24 protein-coding genes and 2 tRNA genes are annotated in these 19874 nt (G+C 55.2%); 11 read left to right on the forward strand and 15 right to left on the reverse strand.

Going from position 1 to position 19874, the window contains the following annotated elements:
• Nucleotides 1–105 precede the first annotated feature (105 nt).
• Both ACPOL_RS14420 and ACPOL_RS33560 read left to right on the forward strand, forming a co-directional pair.
• The gene (locus tag ACPOL_RS14420) at nucleotides 106–1026 is read left to right on the forward strand and encodes a DUF4007 family protein (RefSeq protein WP_114207669.1); all 921 of its coding nucleotides are present in this window, start codon (nucleotides 106–108) and stop codon (nucleotides 1024–1026) included.
• 34 nt (nucleotides 1027–1060) lie between these two features.
• Nucleotides 1061–1522, forward strand: a complete 462-nt coding sequence (locus tag ACPOL_RS33560; protein WP_114207670.1) for a hypothetical protein — start codon at nucleotides 1061–1063, stop codon at nucleotides 1520–1522.
• A 146-nt stretch (nucleotides 1523–1668) separates the two neighbouring features.
• On the opposite strand, the gene ACPOL_RS14430 is transcribed toward ACPOL_RS33560, so the two are convergent.
• The 3 genes from ACPOL_RS14430 to ACPOL_RS14440 are packed head-to-tail and all read right to left on the reverse strand — an operon-like array spanning nucleotide 1669 to nucleotide 3508.
• Nucleotides 1669–2154, reverse strand: a complete 486-nt coding sequence (locus ACPOL_RS14430) for a hypothetical protein (RefSeq protein WP_114207671.1) — start codon at nucleotides 2152–2154, stop codon at nucleotides 1669–1671.
• Between the two features lie 45 nt (nucleotides 2155–2199).
• On the reverse strand, nucleotides 2200–2847 hold the full coding sequence (locus ACPOL_RS14435) for an RES family NAD+ phosphorylase (RefSeq protein WP_161557361.1): 648 nt from the start codon (nucleotides 2845–2847) through the stop codon (nucleotides 2200–2202).
• Nucleotides 2840–3508: a hypothetical protein gene (locus ACPOL_RS14440; RefSeq protein WP_114207673.1), complete on the reverse strand. Its 669-nt coding sequence runs from the start codon at nucleotides 3506–3508 to the stop codon at nucleotides 2840–2842. The genes ACPOL_RS14435 and ACPOL_RS14440 overlap by 8 nt, the downstream gene beginning before the upstream one ends.
• 169 nt (nucleotides 3509–3677) lie before the next feature.
• On the opposite strand from ACPOL_RS14440, the gene ACPOL_RS14445 reads away from it, so the two are divergent.
• The 4 genes from ACPOL_RS14445 (at nucleotide 3678) to def (ending at nucleotide 6350) form a co-directional block, all read left to right on the forward strand.
• Complete coding sequence (locus tag ACPOL_RS14445) at nucleotides 3678–4676, forward strand: zinc-dependent alcohol dehydrogenase family protein (RefSeq protein WP_114207674.1); 999 nt, start codon at nucleotides 3678–3680, stop codon at nucleotides 4674–4676.
• Between the two features lie 22 nt (nucleotides 4677–4698).
• Entirely contained in the window at nucleotides 4699–5106 is a 408-nt protein-coding gene (locus ACPOL_RS14450; RefSeq protein WP_114207675.1) for a carboxymuconolactone decarboxylase family protein, read from the forward strand.
• A 76-nt stretch (nucleotides 5107–5182) separates the two neighbouring features.
• On the forward strand, nucleotides 5183–5746 hold the full coding sequence (locus ACPOL_RS14455; protein WP_114207676.1) for a thioredoxin family protein: 564 nt from the start codon (nucleotides 5183–5185) through the stop codon (nucleotides 5744–5746).
• A gap of 7 nt (nucleotides 5747–5753) precedes the next feature.
• Nucleotides 5754–6350, forward strand: coding sequence for a peptide deformylase (gene def / locus ACPOL_RS14460; protein ID WP_114207677.1), 597 nt, complete (start codon nucleotides 5754–5756; stop codon nucleotides 6348–6350).
• 47 nt (nucleotides 6351–6397) lie between these two features.
• On the opposite strand, the gene ACPOL_RS14465 is transcribed toward def, so the two are convergent.
• The 4 genes from ACPOL_RS14465 to ACPOL_RS34795 all read right to left on the reverse strand — a co-directional run bounded on the left by ACPOL_RS14465 (nucleotide 6398) and on the right by ACPOL_RS34795 (nucleotide 7994).
• On the reverse strand, nucleotides 6398–6928 hold the full coding sequence (locus ACPOL_RS14465; RefSeq protein WP_161557362.1) for a PRTRC system protein E: 531 nt from the start codon (nucleotides 6926–6928) through the stop codon (nucleotides 6398–6400).
• Nucleotides 6929–6944: 16 nt separating this feature from the next.
• Nucleotides 6945–7265, reverse strand: a complete 321-nt coding sequence (locus ACPOL_RS14470) for a hypothetical protein (protein WP_114207679.1) — start codon at nucleotides 7263–7265, stop codon at nucleotides 6945–6947.
• 68 nt (nucleotides 7266–7333) lie between these two features.
• Nucleotides 7334–7705 (reverse strand): hypothetical protein, encoded by a 372-nt coding sequence (locus ACPOL_RS14475; protein WP_161557363.1) that lies wholly within the window; start codon nucleotides 7703–7705, stop codon nucleotides 7334–7336.
• Nucleotides 7656–7994, reverse strand: a complete 339-nt coding sequence (locus ACPOL_RS34795) for a hypothetical protein (RefSeq protein WP_236657474.1) — start codon at nucleotides 7992–7994, stop codon at nucleotides 7656–7658. The genes ACPOL_RS14475 and ACPOL_RS34795 overlap by 50 nt, the downstream gene beginning before the upstream one ends.
• Before the next feature lie 166 nt (nucleotides 7995–8160).
• Between ACPOL_RS34795 and ACPOL_RS14485 the strand changes: the two genes are divergently transcribed.
• Nucleotides 8161–8502, forward strand: coding sequence for a hypothetical protein (locus ACPOL_RS14485; protein ID WP_236657475.1), 342 nt, complete (start codon nucleotides 8161–8163; stop codon nucleotides 8500–8502).
• Between the two features lie 141 nt (nucleotides 8503–8643).
• Here ACPOL_RS14485 and ACPOL_RS14490 read toward each other — a convergent pair whose 3' ends face one another.
• The 5 genes from ACPOL_RS14490 to ACPOL_RS14510 form a co-directional block, all read right to left on the reverse strand.
• The gene (locus tag ACPOL_RS14490) at nucleotides 8644–9345 is read right to left on the reverse strand and encodes a hypothetical protein (RefSeq protein WP_114207683.1); all 702 of its coding nucleotides are present in this window, start codon (nucleotides 9343–9345) and stop codon (nucleotides 8644–8646) included.
• Between the two features lie 87 nt (nucleotides 9346–9432).
• Nucleotides 9433–9714, reverse strand: coding sequence for a helix-turn-helix domain-containing protein (locus ACPOL_RS14495; RefSeq protein ID WP_114207684.1), 282 nt, complete (start codon nucleotides 9712–9714; stop codon nucleotides 9433–9435).
• Between the two features lie 183 nt (nucleotides 9715–9897).
• Nucleotides 9898–11094: a tyrosine-type recombinase/integrase gene (locus ACPOL_RS14500; RefSeq protein WP_114207685.1), complete on the reverse strand. Its 1197-nt coding sequence runs from the start codon at nucleotides 11092–11094 to the stop codon at nucleotides 9898–9900.
• A gap of 86 nt (nucleotides 11095–11180) precedes the next feature.
• A tRNA-Pro gene (locus ACPOL_RS14505) sits at nucleotides 11181–11257 on the reverse strand.
• Nucleotides 11258–11332: 75 nt separating this feature from the next.
• Complete coding sequence (locus ACPOL_RS14510; protein WP_236657476.1) at nucleotides 11333–11893, reverse strand: DUF4112 domain-containing protein; 561 nt, start codon at nucleotides 11891–11893, stop codon at nucleotides 11333–11335.
• Between the two features lie 99 nt (nucleotides 11894–11992).
• On the opposite strand from ACPOL_RS14510, the gene ACPOL_RS14515 reads away from it, so the two are divergent.
• Nucleotides 11993–12067 (forward strand) — tRNA-His (locus ACPOL_RS14515).
• A 469-nt stretch (nucleotides 12068–12536) separates the two neighbouring features.
• Here the strand turns inward: ACPOL_RS14515 and ACPOL_RS14520 are convergent.
• Complete coding sequence (locus ACPOL_RS14520; protein ID WP_114207687.1) at nucleotides 12537–13844, reverse strand: hypothetical protein; 1308 nt, start codon at nucleotides 13842–13844, stop codon at nucleotides 12537–12539.
• 219 nt (nucleotides 13845–14063) lie between these two features.
• Here ACPOL_RS14520 and ACPOL_RS14525 point away from each other — a divergent pair, with 219 nt between their 5' ends.
• Together ACPOL_RS14525 and ACPOL_RS33170 are read left to right on the forward strand one after the other, a co-directional pair.
• A complete protein-coding gene (locus ACPOL_RS14525) occupies nucleotides 14064–14744 on the forward strand; it encodes a DUF2306 domain-containing protein (protein WP_114207688.1) in 681 nt (226 codons plus the stop codon).
• 122 nt (nucleotides 14745–14866) lie between these two features.
• Nucleotides 14867–15019: a hypothetical protein gene (locus ACPOL_RS33170; RefSeq protein ID WP_236657477.1), complete on the forward strand. Its 153-nt coding sequence runs from the start codon at nucleotides 14867–14869 to the stop codon at nucleotides 15017–15019.
• Between the two features lie 226 nt (nucleotides 15020–15245).
• Here the strand turns inward: ACPOL_RS33170 and ACPOL_RS14530 are convergent, their stop codons facing one another.
• Nucleotides 15246–15857, reverse strand: a complete 612-nt coding sequence (locus ACPOL_RS14530; protein WP_161557364.1) for a TetR/AcrR family transcriptional regulator — start codon at nucleotides 15855–15857, stop codon at nucleotides 15246–15248.
• Nucleotides 15858–15943: 86 nt separating this feature from the next.
• Between ACPOL_RS14530 and ACPOL_RS14535 the strand changes: the two genes are divergently transcribed.
• Nucleotides 15944–16690 carry a glucose 1-dehydrogenase gene (locus ACPOL_RS14535; RefSeq protein ID WP_114207690.1) on the forward strand — a complete coding sequence of 249 codons (747 nt, stop codon included), beginning with the start codon at nucleotides 15944–15946 and terminating at the stop codon, nucleotides 16688–16690.
• Between the two features lie 491 nt (nucleotides 16691–17181).
• Here ACPOL_RS14535 and ACPOL_RS14540 read toward each other — a convergent pair whose 3' ends face one another.
• On the reverse strand, nucleotides 17182–19821 hold the full coding sequence (locus ACPOL_RS14540; RefSeq protein WP_114207691.1) for an ABC transporter permease: 2640 nt from the start codon (nucleotides 19819–19821) through the stop codon (nucleotides 17182–17184).
• Nucleotides 19822–19874 lie beyond the last annotated feature (53 nt).

Consider the following 19874-nt stretch of genomic DNA (forward strand, 5'->3'; position numbering starts at 1 on the left):
CGAGGAGCTTGAGCTTTATGGACATGAAGCTATGAGAGCGGATGTAAGCACCGAGGATAGTGCAATTTGCGTTGACCAAGCCATCTAAATCCACGATGATGAATTATGAAGAAAGTGATCCCCAGCGCCTCCTCAAACGGCGCATCTGAGCGTGAGGATCGAACGCGACCCGCCTATAGGTTCTCCGGTCATGAGACCTTCCCCTTTCGTTATTCCTGGTTGCCTAAGGCAGTCGCTGAACTAACGACCGATGCGGAATTGTTCAGTGACGACGAGCGAGCAATGGTTCGTCTCGGTGTCGGCAAGAATATGGTCAAAGCAATTCGGTTCTGGGTCCAGACTGCGGGGATTGCAGCTCCAGATCAAAAGGGATTGATCATCACTGATTTCGGCCGAGAGCTCTTGTCCGAGACAGGAGGACACGATCCTTACCTAGAGGACATCCAGACTCTATGGTTGATCCACTGGAAGATCGCTTCTAATGCAGCGGAGCCTTTATTCGCCTGGGAATTTTTACTAAACCGTTGGCAACGAGCCGATATCGTTCGGAGCGAAGTTCTGTCTACCTTCATCCAGGAAACAGTTCGGATGGAGAAGCAGTTGTCGGAGGTGACTTTAGCGCAGCACTTCGATACGTTCCTCCACACATATATTCCGACTAGAAGCGCCAAAGGAGAGGTCCGAGAGGAGAATCTGGACAGCCCACTCGTCGAGTTGGATCTAATCCGGAAGATCGGTGAGAAACGCTCCGGCGACGGAGGGCGCCTCGAAGCGGTCTATGCCTTCAATAGAGAAGCGAAAAGCTCGATCAGTCCGGAACTCTTCATCTATTGCATCAACGATTACTGGCGGACACGGATTGACTCCGAGGAAACCCTATCGATCCGCGATATCACCGTCAAGACGGGGAGTGTTGGACAGCTATTCAAGCTCCCCGAGGCGGATATGTCTCTCGTGAAATCGCGAAGTATCACGGTGGGGAGCTTTATTTGTCAGATGAGACGACAATGCACCCAGAAAAGCTGAATACGTTTGTTTTTGATCTGCCTTCGGAGGATTGATGCTCGTACTCGATACCGCAGCTGAGCTTAAGGAAATGTTCGAGAAGCAGAATCTTCGTAAGGTGGCCATCATCGATGACGCTTACATCAAGGTTCCGACTAGGGCAGCATTTGAACGAGACAACAGGATGGCTGTACTTCTTGAAGACATTCAAAAGTGGCAAAATCCCCTCGAAGGTTTTGTTGATCTCCCGCGAGCGCTCGAGACAGAAGAATCGATCACTGACGCATTGCTGAAGGATTTGTATTCACACAAAGCCGAATCGGCTGCCCTCGCCGGTGGTGGGCAGGAACTTCGGTGGCACCCATTCGGTCTGATTCGACGCAATGCGCGGCAGGCCTCGGAGGTCAACCGGATCGAGTTGCACGGCCCGGACATCGAGGAAGTCATAATCGAGGTCGGCAGCGACTTGGCCGACGATCTGCGATTTTCCGACGCCGCATGGCCCCCAGATATGTAGGGGCACACGCTCGCCAATGAGCGCATGAAGCGCTTCATAGAGCTTGGAGGGTTTCATGGTTCGTCCTTGATGGAGACTGAAATGGGCTACTGCTGGCGCAGAGAGTCTTGCCTACGGGTATGTGATTGGAAGTGACTAGGAATGTATTACCGGATGGTTCCGTAATCTCGGATCGTTCTTACATTGCCTCTGTTCGACTTCAGAAGACGAACCCGGAACTCGACCCTTGGGACAGGTTCGATAAAAAAGAATGTGCCGTCTGTGAACTGGATTTCGAAGGCCGATAGACCCTGCGAAGGGCCGACGCAGCGGATGAAATCTACTGTCTTTCCTCTCGCGTCCTCGTAGAGGATCCCTTGAGTAGCGTTCTCCGGTTCGGAGGGTGATTCGGCAGAGTGCTCCGTGGAACTTTGTTTTGCCTGTGTCGTTTTCCGCTTCATGTCCCCTCCCCGATCAAGACCCATGGTGTGCAATTCGTGCAAGGAGCCACGCGGCCGAGAAGCCTGGCAGTCGTTCTCTTGCGAGGATACCCAGTTCATCAAGCCGGCAAGCCGGACGGAGGCGCCGTCCAGCCAGCGCACCAAGATAGCCATGGATTCCACCCCATCCCCATAGGAGAAGATGGTTTTCATAGTTTTCCTTGTTTTGGGTGATAACACTGAGACTGGCGAACAGGCCTACTCGATCAATACTTTGAGATCTGAGGCGAGCGCCATTGCGCCCGCATGGACAACGCCATTTTCCATCAGTGGGGTGGAGGCGCCAGCAGGACGAAGTTCTGAGGCTTTGACCCTGGTCCCGAACAGAACGACCGCACGAGCGCGGTCATCCTGCCTGCTCGGCCAGATCAGTCCATGCGCCTGTGGGTACGCAGAGTATAAAGTTTCGGCCCACCTCCTGGTTTCCGGGTAGTGGGCCTTTGTTGTATCGATGAGTTCGTGAGGATGAACGCCGAGTCGGCGCAAACCGACCTTTCCGAGGTCGATGAGCTGGAAGTCTGAAAGAAAGACGAGTGTCGATGTGAGCTTGTCTTTGAATCTGTCGATCGAGACTCGTTTGAATCCCGGCTTGTACGGGACATCATGAAAGACGGTCTCCATCAGCGCTCCCTGTGAAGTGGTAGCCGCATAGAGGGTCGGGATCACCTCTCCAGCCGAATCATGTATCGGGCTGAAACGCGCATTGCCCTGCTTCCTCGGGTTGAACAAGTCGACCGCATACGCGGTGTCATGAACCCGGTACATGATCTCGCTGGCACCCCATGAGATCAACTTGGCGTCGAGCGGTCCAGCAGGCGGCGCCGTGCCCGGCACCGGATTAGCCATGTTGCACTCCAGCGACCTCATCCTTCGCGGCTGCGATCACCCGATCCGGATCGACCGCCAACACGTCCTGGGGTCGCTCGTCATTGAGAAAGCTATTCAGCGCGGCGAACCAGAAAGCCAAGCTCCAGCCATCCTTGGCATCACCGAAGATTCGGAGGATCTCCGCCATCTGCTTGCGGGGACGATGGTCATCCGGATTCAGGGCATACAACGGGAAATAATCATCTCTCCCGTGCTGGATCGCAAAGATGTCTCGATTGCGCTTCCACTTGTTCGGCTGAACGCTCGGATTGACGGCGCTAAAACCGGCGAGCTTTGCCAACGCGCTTGCTGGGAGGAAGTCCCCGCTATTGAGGATGTCCGTCTTCGCGTCGATCATCATGCGAGCTTGCTCACGCGCCGCCTTCGAAGGCGCAACATCCGTGAGGAAGATGCTGACGAACTTCTGAAGCGTCTCCGCCTGACGTTGCTCGATGAGTTGGGGGAGGAACTCGGCAACGCGCTGAAAAACACTTTCTGCGGCTGCCACCTGCTCGTCGTCTGCAAAGCTCACAGCGACCGTCCGCCTATTCGGCGATTTATGGAGCAAAGCGATGACGTCTTGCCCACTGCCGCTCATCACGAACGGCGTAACCTGCTCAAATCGCTTGCCATTCGACATTCAAAGCACCTCGCTATATACGCATTTTGCATATCTAGATTATCACGTATTTTTTGATAATCTATCTCATCTTAGCAATCGAGCAGTTCGAGCGGAACCGCCTGGGGTGAATGTGCGTCGTCTTGATAGCACAATCATCCAAAGGGCTGTTCGTCATCCAGGGGTACGCATGTCAAAAACCGTAAAGATTGTTCGCTTTCACAAGACCGGGCCAGCCGAAGTACTGCAATTTGATGAACTTCCGCTTCCGCAGCCAGGCCCCGGTGAAGTCCGCCTGCAGGTGAAAGCTCTCGGGTTGAACCGCGCTGAGATCATGTTTCGGAACGGACAGTATCTGGAGACTCCCGTCACTCCAGCCAAGAATGGTTACGAGGCGGCCGGAATCATCGATTCCGTCGGATCGAGTGTGGACTCAAGCTGGATCGGCAAGACGGTCAGCACCGTTCCGGGAACTTTCAAGCTCAATGACCACGGAGTCTACGGTGAGGTCGCCATCGTCCCGGTTCAAGGAATCGCCGAATATCCCTCGGCTCTTTCCTATGAGCAGGGAGCGTCGATCTGGATGCAGTACCTCACGGCATATGGCGCGCTCATTTGGCTTGGACAGATTGCCAAGGGAGATTTCGTCGTCATCACTGCGGCTAGCAGCAGCGTTGGCATTGCAGCAATAGAGATGGCAAAGGTGGAAGGCGCTATCAGCATCGCGGTTACCCGCACTGCCTCGAAGAAACCGGCGCTGCTCGAAGCTGGTGCGGATCATGTCATCGTCACCGACGACGAAGATCTGATTGAACGCGTCCACGAAATTACTTCAGGCAAAGGCGCGCGCATCGTCTTTGACCCCATCGGCGGTAAGATCCTCGAATCGCTCGCCACCCTAGCTGCGCCCAAGGGCATCATCTTCGAATACGGGGCGTTGGCACCCGAACCCACACCTTATCCGCTTTTCACGGCGCTGGCCAAGAGTCTTACCATCCGGGCGTACACACTCTTTGAGGTCACCCCAGATCCGGTTTTCCCGAAGGCCAAGCAATACATCTTTGATCATCTGGCGTCAGGCGCTTTCAAGCCGCTCATTGACAGGACCTTTCGATTCGCCGAACTCATCGAAGCGCATCGCTACATGGAGTCGAACGCGCAGATCGGCAAGATCGTCGTCATCTTATGACTTGCCACGGGAGGTTTATCGAATGGCCACAGTAAAGCTCTGGACCGACGTAGAGGTGGAAGCCGTTCCTGCCGTCAAAACGGTGTTTGACGACATACGTGCCACGCGGAAGTCGGATTTCGTGAACAACTTCTGGCGCGCTCTCGCAAATCAACCCAGCCTCCTAGAGCGAACGTGGAGCAGCGTCAAGCAGGTGATGATCGAGCCCGGCACGCTCGATCCACTGACAAAGGAGTTGGTTTATATCGCGGTATCCACGGCGAACAGTTGCAGCTACTGCGTCCACTCGCACACCGCCGCGGCACGCACCAAAGGGCTCTCGGACGAGCAGTACGCTGAGTTCCTGGCGGTCATCGGCATGGCCGCAGAAACGAATACCCTCGCGAATTCCATGCAAATCCCTGTCGATCAGGAGTTCTTGATCGGCTAGAGAACGCAGGCCGCCCGAAAGGCCTCGCGACAGAAGATCAACAATTACCCGTCTTATTTCTAAGGACATAGTCACGATGCCTTCGTTTTCGGATCAATTCTCGTCTGCGCTCCCGTACGAGCAGTACCTTGCGAACGGCAACGAAGAGCAGCAGCGCCGCTGGACGCAGGTCTACGACATCGCACAGGTCGATTCAGCTCAACGGCAACTCATCTCCGGCTTCGAACGGAAGATGAAAGTTCTTGTCCATTCCGGAATTTGGTGCGGAGACTGCGTCGAGCAATGTCCTCTAATCCAAAGAATTGCCGAAGCTAATCCTGCGAAGATCCAGCTGCGATTTCTGGAACGAGAGATGAGCACGGAACTCAGTGAGGAGTTGCGCATCAACGGAGGGAGCCGGGTTCCTGTCGTTCGCTTCTATTCCGAAGATGACCTATGGTGCGCGACGTCTGGAGACCGGACGCTCAATCGGTATCGCGCACTCGCGCTGAAGCGCCTTGGCCCAAGCTGCCCGACCGGCATCCTCCTTCCTGAGAAGGGTGAAGTAGAAGCGACAATCGCGGACTGGATCAACGAGGTGGAGCGGGTACAACTCATGCTTCGACTCACTCCCCGGCTGCGCGAAAAGTATCAGGACTAGGCGGGCGATGAGGATCAAGATAGCCAGCGTCGGCGACGCTGTACTGCGCGATCCCGCGAGGCCGCTTCGTCCGGAGGAAATCGGCAGCGAGACCATCCGTGAGTTGATCGAACATATGCGCGAGACACTGGCCGATGCTCCCGGCGTCGGTCTGGCGGCCCCTCAGATTGGGGAGCCCTTGCAACTCGTGATCATTGAAGACAAAGCGGAATATCAAGCGACTCTGACCCCGGCGGAACTGGCAGAACGCGAACGGCGCCCTGTCGCCTTCCATGTGCTCATCAATCCTGAGATTGAGTTGCTATCGCCTCTGGAGGTGAACTTCTTCGAAGGCTGTCTGAGCCTGCCCGGTTTCATGGCGATTGTGCCACGTGCCCGAAGGGTGAGAGTGCGGGCTCTCAACGAAGCCGGCGAGATCGTCACCATCGAAGCCGAAGGCTGGTATGCGCGGATCCTCCAACATGAGATCGACCATTTGAGAGGGACTTTGTACATAGACCGCATGTTGAGCCGGAGCTTCTCCTCGATCGACCACTACAACCGGCACTGGAAGTCCAAATCGAAAGAAGAGTTGCTGCAGGGCTTTCGTCCCAAGATCAGCTGATAACGGTCGCAGAACATAACTTTGTTCTGCGACCGAGTGAGTCTGAGCTAAGCTGCTTGATCGAGGTCTTCGTCCTCTTCCTCTTCTTCTCGGTTTGCATTTGCCTCAGCAAGAATCTCTTCTTCCTCATCCACATCCTGAGCAACCTGAGCTTCGGTGACAGGGGCATCGAAGAGACCAAAGGTCTTCGCGGGTTCCGGCTTGGGGACTACTGCTGGCTTCGTAGCAGCGTCGGTTTTCGCAGACTCTCCGTTCGAAGTTTCCTTCTTCGCCGGCTGCTTCTTCGCACGCGCTTCAGCCTGAGCGGCTTTCCCGGCGGCGTCCATCTCCGCCTTCGCCCGCTCGAGTGTGTTCTTCAGTTGTAGATGAGCTGCGACGAAGCCAACGATGGATGATGGCAAATCTTCGTCAAGCTCTTCTGCGGTGCCGGTGAGCTTGATGGGTGTGGTCAGTGCGGTGTTCTCTCCATCCTTCAGCTTCTTCGGGATGATACTGACACTGATCTGATCGTCTTCGAGGTGAGTTATGGTCAGCAGGACCGCGCGCTGCCGCAGGTAGGGTGCAAGCTCTTTGAACATGGCTTCTCCGGGTAGGTCACTTCGGGCGCGACCCTTCCCTCGGCGTCTTGAGTTCAGGATCATCCCAATGAATGGTGTTACGGCGTCCAAACGCCAGCGCTTCGTTGTAGGCGATGGGATCGTAGTCTCGCTGCCCCAGGAGGCGGTACATTGCGTTGACCGCGGACTTCAACAGGAGCTTCATCTCGTCGTCGGAGATATGGGAGACGTCAGCCATTCCGCTGCAGACGGGACACGATTTCCCTGCGTGCAAGTCTTCGATAGGGCCGTTGCGAAAGGCCAAAACGACCAGGGCTTTTGCTTCCATCGCGAGATCGGCATCGAGCTTCATCTTCATGGGCGGCGTTCTCCGGTACGTCATTACCATACCGCCGCAGCGCCTCTGAAGTCTCAGGTCGTCCGATACTACGCAGCCACCCGCCACACCAGTGGCGGCTGCGGCAAAACTCGGCCATTCAACTCTGAGGCTTTGCCCTCTGAGTTCTGATAGAACATCTGTCGCCGCCGTACTGGTGTCCACCACACGATCATGCGATCGCCCTTCGCGAGAATATTCTCCGGTAGGACCTCCGCGACTAAGCCCCCGCTGAGAGAGCGCACCAGGGATTCTACAAAGGCCACAGTCAGCGGCTGAGCGGGACCCAGAGTGAGTGGGGCGTCCTTCTGAAGCGCTACGTCGTGGCGGGTGACGAAGCTCTTCTGGCGGTCTCCATACACCAGAAGCGCCTCACGCAGCTCGAAGCGATGGTTCTCCCCGATCGACACGTTGATCTGCATGGCTCTCCTCCGATTTTTCCCACTCCTGCAACTCTTCCAGCCATTGGAAAAGCTCATGATTGAAGAGAACGAAGCGCTCCACAGTGCGGACCACCTGTCGCACTTCGTCTGGGTTTTGCGGATCGAAAGCGACGCCTATAGCGGGCTCCAAACTTCCCTCAAGCATGTACTGGCCCTCTTCATCGAAGCAGGCGGTAATGGCATCTCGCTCCTTGAACGCTACCAACAGGGACGGCAGCGGCGGGCTGTCGTAGTTGCCCTCTTCGATGAAGCTTTGAGTAAGTCGCACTCGCACCCTTGCGAGTTGCTGCAGCTTGCGTAGGCGTTTGATCCACGAAGCATACCGACCATTGGCATGTCTGTAGAGAAGTCTGGCTGAGGAGCTTGAACTGCCGAAGCTGACATTCCAAGTCATCCGCAGAACCATCGCGACGCTCGGCAAGACCAAAGGGCACGTGAAGGACATTCAAGGGATGATGCGGCATTCGAAGGCTTCGACCACCACCGACGTCTATATGCAGTCGTTGGAACCGGAGGTGCGAACGGCTATCAACGCGATTCATGACGAGCTGATGGGCAACGGAACGACCGGCTCGTTACCGCAAACGCCACCAGAGACGCCCGCAACACCTCGCGCAGAGAATCAACGAAATACTCCGCAGCGAGCGCAGGCGCCGAAAAAGGCTGATTCCGGACACGGCGATACGCCGGAGAAAAAGCCGGTTCGTGGCGTGGTTTTGGAATTTGCGACAAGGATGCGACAAAGTCGCGGAAGGGAGGTGCTTCTAAATGATTGAAATAATTGGTGGACCTGATCGGGATCGAACCGATGACCTCTTCCATGCCATGGAAGCGCGCTCCCAAGTCCACCCTACCGCGAAAATCGAAACTGCAGAAAGCTGATCGCCTTCAGACTCGGTTTTCTTCCTTAGGAGCTCTCAAACAGCCTCTCCACTTACGATCTTCGCAGCAATCGACTGAGGATCACCTAGCAACACCTGATAGCGCACATTCGGTAATTTTTCAACCTCGCAGAAATCGTGCAGGCTTAAGCCGCTGGACTTTGCCTTTAGTTGAAGGAAAATCTCTTGCGTAGGCCACATCGCCCAATCAAAGACATCACGAAAATTCCTTCCTTTAGCTTCTGCTGCGCGCCTCCGAGCCATACTCCATTCCTGAAATGCATCATCTTTATCAACTTTTGGTTGAAGCTGAACTGCGACATCAACGTCTCCCAGGCGATCGCTCTCACTCAACATGCTGCCAAATAAGACAACGTGCTCGACTCGATAGACGTATTCTTCAGTGCCATTGACGCGTTGCACACGTTCCAAAAACTGTGCCAAGAGCCTCTCGGCAGTTTTTCGGAAAAGCGGTTTTGCAGCAGATGCACTGGCCAAAGCCTGCCCTTTAGCAGTGAGACGAAAAACTCGGCGTCCATCCCATCTGTCCCCGGTCAGTTCCTCAATAAATTCCAGGCCTTTGAGCTTATTCATAAAGATGGTTGCGGTCCTGGGGCTCAGTACGAGAGCATCCTCGGCTGCCTGAATATAAAAATTCGTAAGCCTATATCGTCTTAGAAAATCGCGTACCTCGAGTGCCGAAAATCCCGCGATGATCTCATCAGAAACAATTCGCATCTTCTCCTCCTCTGGCTGGTTATCACGGCGCCCATTTGCTGGGCCCGTGTCAAAATTTGGGAAAGCATGAAACAGAATTGAATTCGGTCAAACGCGCTTCGTAGAGTTGCGATATCGATTGTCGCTTGTCACTGAATTGGTGCGACTTGGTAGCGAAATCGCCAGCATGGAATTCGTAGTGGATTGGTTTCTCAGCCATGTGGCAATATCGTGAGGGTCAAATCGAATCGAACTGGAGATCTTGAGGGAAGGGATCTCGCCCTTTGCTGCCATCCTGTAGATCTTCTTGATCGACACGTCCAGGATTCGAGCGACGTCCGCCACCCGGAGAGCTTCTTTCTTGCCTTCTACTATTTCGGCTAAGAGCATCGGTTCCTCCGTGGTCCCATGAGAAATGGGATTTTGTGAAAGTCACACCGAATGGAATTTCGGTCAAATTGGGGTACACAGGGTGACAGTTGAGACAAGAAAACGCCGGAGAATGTCTTTAGGCGTTTTGATTGGCAGTCAGTACTCTTAAGGGCTAGCGGCGGTTCAGCTATAGACCAGAGCTCATGCAACGACGGAGACGGACTGGAGCTTGAACCGGTTGTAGCTGGCAAAGCTTGAATTAACCTTTTCGATCATGGTCGAGTTTCTCGCCGGCTTGAGGTAGCGAATGATGCTCTCCAGGTTCGCTTGCCCCATCCAAGTCATCACCGTTCTAAGGTCGACACCTGCTTGCAGGTGAGTTGTCGCAAAGGTCGCGCGAAACTTGTGAAGCCAGAACTCATCGGGATTCAACTTGGCCTTCCCAGCGTTGCGCTTGAGGGCGCGCAGCATGTGTTTGTCACGTGTGTTGTTCGCTGTGCTGAAGACCAATGCCTGAGCCGATGAGCGCGATGTTGGCAGCGACCGGCGATGAGCTTCCAGTATCTCGAGCAACTCGTCGGGAACAGGAACCTCCCGTTCTTTATAGGCCTTCGGTGTCCAGTTAAACTGGGGCTTCCAGCGCATCTCGATGATGTTGGCGTTGAAGCGGACGTTGTTCCAAGTGACGTGCATAGCCTCCTGCTCTCGAAAGCCGCTCATTAGGAGGAAGTCGTAGAGCGTGCTGTAGTATCGCGAGCAGACGGCATGGAGCTTCGACAAGTCCTCTTCTTCGTAGATCGAAACTTCCTGCTCGATAAAGCGAGGATGATCGTTCTTGCCGGTCAATTTCGGCACGCCCTGGGCCTGCAGGAAGGTAAGCACATCGGCGAATTTGTTATGGACCGTGCGCGGAGAGAGCTTCTTAGTATCGCGCAGGAAGGCTGCAAGGCGCAGGAGATCTTTCCGCTCCACCTCATCCAGAAATCTCTTGCCACAGGATTCCTGGAAGTATCGTAGGGAGACGATATATCCCATCCAGGTTTTTCTTTGCCGGCTGAGTTGCATCTCTTCAAGGAAGTCTTCTACTGCGGCGCTAATTCTTAGGCGAGAGTCGTCTTCGATGGGATTGGAAACGATGAGACCGGAGGCGAGCGCATCCAACTCTCTTTGCTTTCGAACTCGGCAATTGTAAGCGGCAGTCGCGTCAGTGCCAACTGAAACACGTCTGCGCTTTCCGTCTTCCGTCCAGTCGAGGTAATAGGCGCCTTCGGGATGCTTTTCCTGGCGTCCATCGACCATCACCGAATCGGGCTTGATGCGGCCGTTAGGAGTGATGACGATAGGGCAGTAGCGCTTGCCCTCCGGGGTGTCGATACGTTTGGTGATATTCACCTGCATGGGACCTTCCCACGGCAAAGTTCGTATCACTGTTCGTATCACTCCTCCCACACGTGGTCAAAAGTATTGATAGGGAAAGGGTTAGATGGTCGGGGCGGAGGGATTCGAACCCCCGGCCCTCTGCTCCCAAAGCAGATGCGCTACCAGGCTGCGCTACGCCCCGACTTCCTCATTGTATCGTAGCGTTCGCGCTGCCAAAGTCACCTGAGATGCAAAAGCATACCCCCTCAATTCTTGGTCAGAGGTGATGAAAGAACCAATCCAGCATCCACGCGAGCACGAGCAGGGGCACCAGGAATATGGCAATTATGGCAAGAACCAGGATCCCGAGAAAAAACCAGTCTTTCCAGGCATGGCGTGTCGGCTGTTCGATGTGACGAACCAAGAGCGCGTAATTGCGGCGGTTTGCCTTCCAGGCGATGTCGAAAGCATCCCCAAGGAACGGGATGGCGCCTATCACCACGTCGAGTGCAAGATTGACGAGCATTCTCACCAGGGTGATGTATGGCACCCCGCGCACCCAGGCGGCGAAGATGAGAATGCAGGAGGCGAGCCCAGCGAGCACATCTCCGATGGCTGGGACAAGGCCGACAATGCCGTCCAAACCAAACCGGATCGGCGTGCCCGGAATTCGGAAACAATCGTCCAAGATGTGGGCTAGCCGGTCAAGATTTTGATTGGTGAAGATCCCGGCAGCCGAGCCTAACCGTGACGGCTGTTCCGGTGTGCCGGGAAGGAGGATCTCGGGCTGTTTCGAAGAGGGCATCCGTCCCCGACCTTTCGACGAGCGTACCGCCATGATTGTATTCCGGATAGAGGTACGAACTAAGCAGGGAGCCTTAGCGTCAGAGGCGGGTGCAGTGACGGCCCACCAAATGCTACAATCAGGAGTCGTACGGCGGCTATAGTTCAGTGGCAGAACGCCGGTCTGTGGATCCGGATGTCGTGGGTTCGACCCCCACTAGCCGCCCCAAAAAACTTCCTATCCAAAGTGAACTAGTTAGAGTTTCAGTGCAATTTCTTGGACCAGCTTGGGCCAATGCTTACTGATAAGAGTATTTTCGGTAAGCCACTGTCTCTCTACCAACGCATCGTCAAATCTTAAAGGCGCGCTCGCACAACTCCCACTACATCTGAATACGATGAGCGCAAGAAGCGGTGGCGACGGTAAGCCCAAACTTACTGCGAGGCGATCGTGGGGGAAATGTTCCGACTTGGAAAAATGTGACCTTCAGGTCAGACCGGCATCCGGCATCGCTTCACAACATCTCGAGCCGGATCTTTCGCGGGGGCTATGGAAACACCCGATCAAGCTCTTCGAAATCCCTTTGCGCACGACAATCGCGGCACGGTTCTCGCAGACATGACCTGGCTCGCGTGCGCGAGAGGGTTCGGGTGAATTTGTAGCTGTCATGCCGTAACTTCTGGCGAAACTTCCTCCTTCATTGTGGATTCACTGCAGTAAGCAGATTCCACCACTGATGGTTGTAAACAACATCCGTATACTCCCACCAGAAGACCTGCGCCGGAGCATTCGTAGCCTTCGTCGCACCCTTCAACATGTCCTCAAGTTGAGCGATCGTTGGGAAGGCGCAGCTCGAAGACGGACAACCACCTTCCCAGGAATCGCTCCAGTTATACGCCTGCAAATCCTCGAAAGTCCCCGTCGCCCCATTTCTCGCGGCTACTGTGTCTAGCCAATCACCATTTGCCTGCTGATCAGCCATCAATCGTCCATTTGTCGGGGTGCTGTTCAACGCACCGACCGGATAATAATCGGTGCCGTAATAATTTAAAGTCCCATCGGGGATATAGCTGTAATACGCCGCCAGTTCAGCCTCACTCGCGCTCGGCAGATTGTAGTAGTCCTCCGTGCCATAGATCGGGTGCGTCGAATCCTCCGCGCGAATTACCTCAGCCAGCGAAGCAAGGTCAGTACCATCTGCCGCGGCTGCTTTTTTCCCCGAGGAACTAATAGGAAAGCCATTCGCCGCATCCTGAATTTCCTCGTCATCAATCATGTATCCCGCCGTCGCCGGAAACCTCTTCAAATAAGCAATGAGCGCCGTTACGAAACACGAATTCGTACAACTGCTGCAAAAGCTGGACGGCAATTCTGTGTCATTTGCAATCAGTGAATAGGATTTCGACCGTAAATACACCGAAAAATCAGATCCGAGATACCAAATGATCTTCACCCCCGAGGTATTTGCCTGATTCGCATACGCAGCAATCTCCGCGTCGGTCCCCCACAAATTGCTTGCATTCAGGATGTAGCGGAAATGCCCTGCAGCTATTTCCGCGATCGCCTTCTCAGTGTTGATGGTCGCGCCCGTACTGCAAGTATTCGGACCGTTATCCGGATTGCAATTCAACCAGATTCCCTGAGGAACCGACGTAATCGCCGTTTCGGTCTTCGAAACTTCTCCCGTCGCCTCATCACGTGTCTCTGCCGCCACGTAAACTAGCTTCCGATCCTGGAAGAGGCTTTTACGCGAGCCGGATGCCAACTCAACGGCGTAATGTCCTTCAGCATTCGCAAGCACGGTATGCGTCTCACTCCACAAAGGTGTGCCGCGAAAAGAGGAATCCTCATAAATCGCGAAACTGATCTGGTGCATTCCATGCACTGGTTGACCGTCGGAGCTGTGAAGCTCTCCATGGAAATGGATGGGTTCTGCCGCGTATGCTCGAATCGCAATCAGAAGGACGGCGGTGAGTGGCAAAATCAAATACTGACGTATTCTCATTGTCATAGCTCCTCGAGAGAAATGCAGATGTTTGGTCGTCTGCGACGGACACGCAACCTAGGCTCTTTGAGCGCGTAGTGTTAAGGCTTCGCACCCCGTCGAACCTGTCCACCGGAGAACGCAACTGCGTTTTTGCGCCATGTCGTCGCCCAAAGCGTAGTGAGCTGAGATCACAGTTGATACAACATAAAGGAAGTTACCATATAGTGGCGAACTGACATGACGACTAATATGGGCACCATGGATCGACGGCCATGGGCGATGACTCGGAGGCTCACCCGAACTTCAGCATTCGGTATCTTGGCTCTGCTTTATGGATTTGGGGTCTTCGTTTCGACCAGGGCGTCAATTCTGCTTCTTAAGGGTAAGGAGTCTGGCCCGAACGGCCATCCTTACCCACCATGGACCATCATTCACTTTGCATCAGCGTTGCTGTTCGCCGTGCTCGCCATGATGCAGCTGGTCTCTGTGGTGAGACGTCGTTATCCCTTGCTTCACCGATATTCCGGCCGGATCGCGGTCGTCTCCGGTCTGATCGCCGCGATCACAGGGGTCTGCATTCCCTTCGCCGTCGTCCCGCCGCGGCCTTTGTTGGAACGCCTCTATATCGTTGTCTATTTCGGCGGTGTCGCTTCCTGCCTGCTGCTAGGACTTCGCGCGGCCAGGCGTCATGACTTCGCCATGCACCGTATCTGGATGATTCGTGCGGTTGCGGCTGCAGGGGCTGTAATGACTCAACGGATCACTTTCCCGATTTTTGTGCTCACCTTCGGCATTCATAGCGAGAGGGCTTTCTGGTCCGAATTTGTGGGTGCCTTCGCGCTTGGCTGGGCCATTAACCTCACGCTGGCGGAATGCTGGCTACGCTGGACGCCTTCGGCGGGACCGTATGTCGTCTGAACGCAATCTCCTCCTTCCTGCCGTCTCTGCTGCAGAGCGGCTGCCGTCGCTCTTCCAACCATGCCCGATGGCGGCCGGCGTATTTGGAAGTTTTTGAGGGGTTGGCGCAAAGCCGGGGAGAAGTGACTTTGCGGCGCACGCTGCGATGGCGCTATCGCTGGCTGTTAGGGGTTGGGACGGCGGCGGACGATGGGGTGACGGCGAAATGCGGTCAGTCTTCGATGAGCCATGTTAGAGGAACGGGCCGCGTCAACCACCTCGGTGTCATCGCGTAACTCGATGGTAGGGCGCTTGATTCCTAAGTCAATGCTCGTCGCGCGGGCACACTTTCCTTTGCCAATGCCGGTCTCCTTCGACCGCACGTGCCACGTGGCTCCCTTGCCAGAGAATGTCTCTTCGAATCGGGCGCTTATCTTGGTATACCGGGATCTCACCTCTACATTGAGTGCGTTAGCGGATTGGCACTCGTCCAGACGCATCCATCCGAGAGGTGCGTTAGATTCACCCGCCGAGAATCAGGGGCACATAGCTTCGGACGTCTTGCAGCAGTTGCTCGCGTGCAATACCAACCTTGGCGCGAAGCTGCAAACCCTGCAATAAGTCCACGAGCGCACGGCTTCGTACCTTGGCAGAGGGTGTGCGAGTCAGGCGGCCAGCCTTCATCTCCTTTTCGAAACGCTTCGCGAAAATATCAGCGGTCGCGGTCAGGCCCTTCGCGACATACGAACGGATCTCGGTTACTCGCTCCGACTGTCCCAGCGCAGCGGCGGCCATCATGCAACCGCCGCGAGCCTCATCCGAAGCGGCGTTGACGGTAGCCTCGCAAAAGCCGGTCACGGCCTTGTGGATGTCCGGCTCCGCTTCAAATGCCGCCATCCTGGGAGCTACATAGGTGATTGCATAGCGCTCGACCGCCTTGAGCAGCAGGGTGGATTTGTCTCCAAAGGTCCGGTATATCGCGGGTTTGGTGACGTTCACGGCCCGTGCGATCCGATCTACGTCAACTCCTTCATACCCATGCTCCCAAAACATCTCAACGGCACGGTCGAGTGCTTCGTCGGGGATAAATCCTTTTGGACGTCCAGGGGCGCGCTTCGCGATATTAGTTACCATTGCGTACGAAACTCCTTGCATTCCAGCAGCTCTTATCGTACTCTCGCGTATGTAATGATTCAAGGCAGATAAATACGGGAGACAGCATGGATAGGTTCAAAGGAAAAACAGCACTCATCACAGGCGGAACCACCGGCATAGGCTTGGCGACCGCCAAATTATTCATTAACGAAGGTGCCCGCGTGATCGTGACTGGCCGCGCCGCTGCAACGATCAAGGCAGCCCAGGCTGAGCTTGGCGATAACGCTATCGTAGCCCGCAGCGACGCGACCTCTCTTCCGGATATGGATGCCTTGGCGGCAAAGGTCAAGGAGACGTTCGGCAAGCTCGATGTGCTCTTCGCCAACGCGGGATATGGTCGATTTATCCCATTTGAGGCGGTGACTGAGGAGGTTTACGACGAGATGCTCAACCTGAACGCCAAGGGCCCGTATTTCATCGTCCAGAAACTGGCGCCGCTCATGCCGGAAGGAAGTTCGGTGGTCTTTACCACCTCGATTGCCAACGTGAAAGGAATGCCAACCTTGAGCGCCTATGGCGCCGCCAAAGCAGCGCTTCGCTCACTGACTCGGAGCCTTGCCGCTGAGTTGTTGCCCCGTGGAATACGTGTCAATGCGGTGAGTCCGGGTCCAGTCGTGACGCCCATACTCCAGAAGGTAGGAATGTCGAAGGAGGCGGAAGATCAGGTCTACCTTCAGATGACCCAAAGCGTTCCGATGAAGCGTATGGGCCAGCCAGAGGAAGTTGCCAAAGCCGTAGCATTCCTGGCGATAGACGCAACCTACACGACGGGAACAGAGCTTCCGGTAGACGGAGGATGGTCTCAACTCTAAGGCGTTCACCGTCCAGACGGGTAAGCTGACATGTAGAACGTTCTTCAATGACTCGCATACCAGTTGCGCACTGGATGCAATAGCGAACGCAGTGGCGGCAGCTCGATCGTCGTCACTTTGCGCTTCGCACAAGGGAAACATCCTTTTCGGCATTTTGACGTCATCGTCGCTTTCATATTGCGGAGCTCTCATCCTGATGGAATGCAAGCCATGGACATCTGCCGACTGATGAATGAGCCGCCTGAGATCTCCCCTATCTGGTGAGCACACCACCGATTTTGCGTTTAGCGAAAATCGCTTCCGGCGACGATAGATGGTCCGAATTGAACCGGTGGCAACTCTGCGCAAAGATCGATCACACGTCACCGCACGTCTCGACAAAACACAGTTTTCGCGCAAAGAAAGAGTATGTAGCGCTTGGTTCACATTCACAATATGAGACTATGACTATTCAGTCCGCCCTTAGATCTCTTAATTGTGCGCGGCGCCGCCTACTCTTCCCGCATCAGCCTAGCAGCGTCCACAGTCACGGCACGGCGGGCAGGAATTAGCGTCGCCGTCAATCCAAGTAAAGCCATCGTCGCAATTACACCGCTCACGACCAAAGGATCGCTTGGATCTGCCTGATATACGATTCGTCCAAGCAATCGGCTGGAAAAGAGTCCCGCGACGAGGCCGACTATCGAACCGGATATCAGCAGGGCCAAGGGCCGACCGATGGCCGAGGCGAGAATCTGCGATCGCTGGGCGCCCAGCGCTATGCGGATGCCCAATTCCTTCATCCGCTTGCTGACACTGTAGGCCGCCATGCCGAAGATGCCTGTGACCGCCAGCATCGCCGCCAGCATTCCCATGATGCCGAGAGCTGCCGCGGCTGTCCGCGCCGGGAACAGTACGTTGCTCAATGCATCATCCCAACTGCGGATTGTGATCGGCGCCGTGGGCGCAATGCCGCTCAACATCCGCTGCAACGAAGCCGCCATGTCGCGAGAAGTCAGGCTAGAGCGCACCACCAGGTTAGTGCTGCTCTGCTCCATCTGTGCTGTCGACACGTAGACTGCGCATATCGGGTCTTCGTTCAGATCTACATACTTTCCACTCTCTGCAACGCCAATGACCTCATAGGAGTCTTTCCATAACAAAAAATGGTTTCCCACGGCTGGACGATTCCCAAACATCTTGTGAGCAAAGGTCGCGTTTACAATGGCCACGCGAGGCGAATGGGCCTCGTCGCGCCACGTAAAATTGCGCCCGGTTAGCAGGCGAGTTCCTGCTGCTTTAAGGTAGTCCGGCGATATCGGATAAACGCGTGTATCAAGGACTTGATTCGATAGTGTCTGATCTACAGTTCCGGGCCAATAAACGGGAATGCCGCTCATCCCCGATCCGCTCAGCGGCAAAAAGTTCACAATGCCCGCGGCCTGCACACCAGGTATGCTTTCCGCTGCATCGATGATCTGCTTCTGTTTTTCAAGAGCATTATCTCCATCAATGCCGACCATGCCGAAATTTACTTTTGCCACCGTTGCTCCTGCGGGCTTGATACCGAGTGGGGCGTGGAGTGCCCGCACCATTCCGCGAATAGCGACCAGCGAAGCAGTAACCAGCAGGGTGCAAATTGCAATTTGAGCACCGAGTAACACGTCTCTTATTGCAAATGTGCGGAGACGCGCCGATTCTGCCGGAGCGCTCTTGATCGCCTGTAGGGGACGGCTTTGCCATGCATGCCAGGCCGGGATCATGCCAAAAAGCAGGCCGCTCATCACGGATAATGCGAGGCCTGCAAGATACACCCCGGCATCGACTGCCACCACGAGGTGTTCAGAGCCCGCACCGAATGGTTGCCACCGGCTCAGGGCACCTAACAATGTAGCTGCGCAAAACATCCCAACCGCGCCACCCAGCAGCGAAACGACCAAGGCCTCGGTCAGGAGTTGCCACAATAATCGCTGTCGGCTCGATCCCAGTGCTACGCGCAACGCCAACTCTCGGCCGCGATCAGCCGCGCGGGCGGCAAACAGACTTGCCAGGTTCGCGCAGGCTGCTGTAAGCAAGAGCAGCGCCAGCAGCATCACGCCGAACAGAAACTGATGGATGAGAACTCCGTCATCACCTTCAAGCCCTGGCCGAATGAGGCGTGCTGATTGCTCTAGGTCAGTCGCCGGGTACTCTTTTTGTAGATCGCGAGCAATGGCGTTGAGATTCTCAGTTGCCCGCTCGGCCGTAACGCCCGGCTTCAACCGTCCGATCACAGCCACCGGTTCGTACAGGCGGCTGTGCAGAAAATCCCAACCTTCCACCTGTTCTTCATTCACCATGGGGACAAAATAATCCGGCCAGAAGAACCGCTCCAGACCATGAAAATCGCGCGGGGCGACGCCCACGACGGTGAACGGATGAGTGCTCAGGCTCACCGTTTTGCCAATCACCTCCGGATCCGCACGGAATTCGTGCCTCCATAGTGCGTCACTCAACACCACGTAGGGAGCTGAACCCGGCCCGTGCTCATCGTTCGCATGAAAAAATCGCCCTATTTCGGGCTGCACACCCAGAAGATCGAAATAGTTTCCAGTAACGTCGTAGCCGGAAACTTCCCGCACCTTGTTGTTCCATTCGAGACCGACACTCGATAGTCCATACACTGCCGCCATTCCGGCGAAAGTCGTGTTCCTCCGGCGAAAATCCTCGAACGCAGGATAAGAGGGACCGCCACTCATCCACTCTTTGTGATAAATCTGATGAACGCTTTGCGGGTCGGCAATCTTCAGAGGATGTAGGATCACGGCGTTCAGCACGCCAAAGACAACGATGTTTGCTCCAATTCCCAAAGCCAGCGTCACCATGGCCGTCACTGCGAACCCTGGTGATCTTTTTAGTTGCCGAAGCGCGAATTTTACGTCGAGCCAAAAGCCCTCCAGGCTTAGCGCGGCATCCGCGCCCATCGTCTTCTCCCGCATGGCTACGGGGTTTCCAAACCTCAATCGCGCGGCGCGCCAGGCTTCCGTTTCGCTTAAACCCGCGCAAATACCTTCTTCTACCGCCATATCAATATGCGATCGCAACTCTTCAGCGATATCAGCATCGACAGCGTCCCGTCGGTTCAGATTTCTCAATCGTGACCACAATCCCATTGCACACCTCACAGGCTTCGCCAAGGACGTACTCTGCTCTTAAGTTTCCAAGC

The organism is Acidisarcina polymorpha (assembly GCF_003330725.1).
Taxonomy (GTDB): domain Bacteria; phylum Acidobacteriota; class Terriglobia; order Terriglobales; family Acidobacteriaceae; genus Acidisarcina; species Acidisarcina polymorpha.

Excerpts from the sequence above, each read along its gene's own strand:
- ACPOL_RS14420 (WP_114207669.1), top strand. The coding sequence starts at position 106 with ATGAAGAAAGTGATCCCCAGCGCCTCCTCAAACGGCGCATCTGAGCGT.
- ACPOL_RS33560 (WP_114207670.1), top strand. The coding sequence starts at position 1,061 with ATGCTCGTACTCGATACCGCAGCTGAGCTTAAGGAAATGTTCGAGAAG.
- ACPOL_RS14430 (WP_114207671.1), bottom strand. The coding sequence starts at position 2,154 with ATGAAAACCATCTTCTCCTATGGGGATGGGGTGGAATCCATGGCTATC.
- ACPOL_RS14435 (WP_161557361.1), bottom strand. The coding sequence starts at position 2,847 with ATGGCTAATCCGGTGCCGGGCACGGCGCCGCCTGCTGGACCGCTCGAC.
- ACPOL_RS14440 (WP_114207673.1), bottom strand. The coding sequence starts at position 3,508 with ATGTCGAATGGCAAGCGATTTGAGCAGGTTACGCCGTTCGTGATGAGC.
- ACPOL_RS14445 (WP_114207674.1), top strand. The coding sequence starts at position 3,678 with ATGTCAAAAACCGTAAAGATTGTTCGCTTTCACAAGACCGGGCCAGCC.
- ACPOL_RS14450 (WP_114207675.1), top strand. The coding sequence starts at position 4,699 with ATGGCCACAGTAAAGCTCTGGACCGACGTAGAGGTGGAAGCCGTTCCT.
- ACPOL_RS14455 (WP_114207676.1), top strand. The coding sequence starts at position 5,183 with ATGCCTTCGTTTTCGGATCAATTCTCGTCTGCGCTCCCGTACGAGCAG.
- def (WP_114207677.1), top strand. The coding sequence starts at position 5,754 with ATGAGGATCAAGATAGCCAGCGTCGGCGACGCTGTACTGCGCGATCCC.
- ACPOL_RS14465 (WP_161557362.1), bottom strand. The coding sequence starts at position 6,928 with ATGTTCAAAGAGCTTGCACCCTACCTGCGGCAGCGCGCGGTCCTGCTG.
- ACPOL_RS14470 (WP_114207679.1), bottom strand. The coding sequence starts at position 7,265 with ATGAAGATGAAGCTCGATGCCGATCTCGCGATGGAAGCAAAAGCCCTG.
- ACPOL_RS14475 (WP_161557363.1), bottom strand. The coding sequence starts at position 7,705 with ATGCAGATCAACGTGTCGATCGGGGAGAACCATCGCTTCGAGCTGCGT.
- ACPOL_RS14490 (WP_114207683.1), bottom strand. The coding sequence starts at position 9,345 with ATGCGAATTGTTTCTGATGAGATCATCGCGGGATTTTCGGCACTCGAG.
- ACPOL_RS14495 (WP_114207684.1), bottom strand. The coding sequence starts at position 9,714 with ATGCTCTTAGCCGAAATAGTAGAAGGCAAGAAAGAAGCTCTCCGGGTG.
- ACPOL_RS14500 (WP_114207685.1), bottom strand. The coding sequence starts at position 11,094 with ATGCAGGTGAATATCACCAAACGTATCGACACCCCGGAGGGCAAGCGC.
- ACPOL_RS14510 (WP_236657476.1), bottom strand. The coding sequence starts at position 11,893 with ATGGCGGTACGCTCGTCGAAAGGTCGGGGACGGATGCCCTCTTCGAAA.
- ACPOL_RS14520 (WP_114207687.1), bottom strand. The coding sequence starts at position 13,844 with ATGAGAATACGTCAGTATTTGATTTTGCCACTCACCGCCGTCCTTCTG.
- ACPOL_RS14525 (WP_114207688.1), top strand. The coding sequence starts at position 14,064 with ATGACGACTAATATGGGCACCATGGATCGACGGCCATGGGCGATGACT.
- ACPOL_RS14530 (WP_161557364.1), bottom strand. The coding sequence starts at position 15,857 with ATGGTAACTAATATCGCGAAGCGCGCCCCTGGACGTCCAAAAGGATTT.
- ACPOL_RS14535 (WP_114207690.1), top strand. The coding sequence starts at position 15,944 with ATGGATAGGTTCAAAGGAAAAACAGCACTCATCACAGGCGGAACCACC.
- ACPOL_RS14540 (WP_114207691.1), bottom strand. The coding sequence starts at position 19,821 with ATGGGATTGTGGTCACGATTGAGAAATCTGAACCGACGGGACGCTGTC.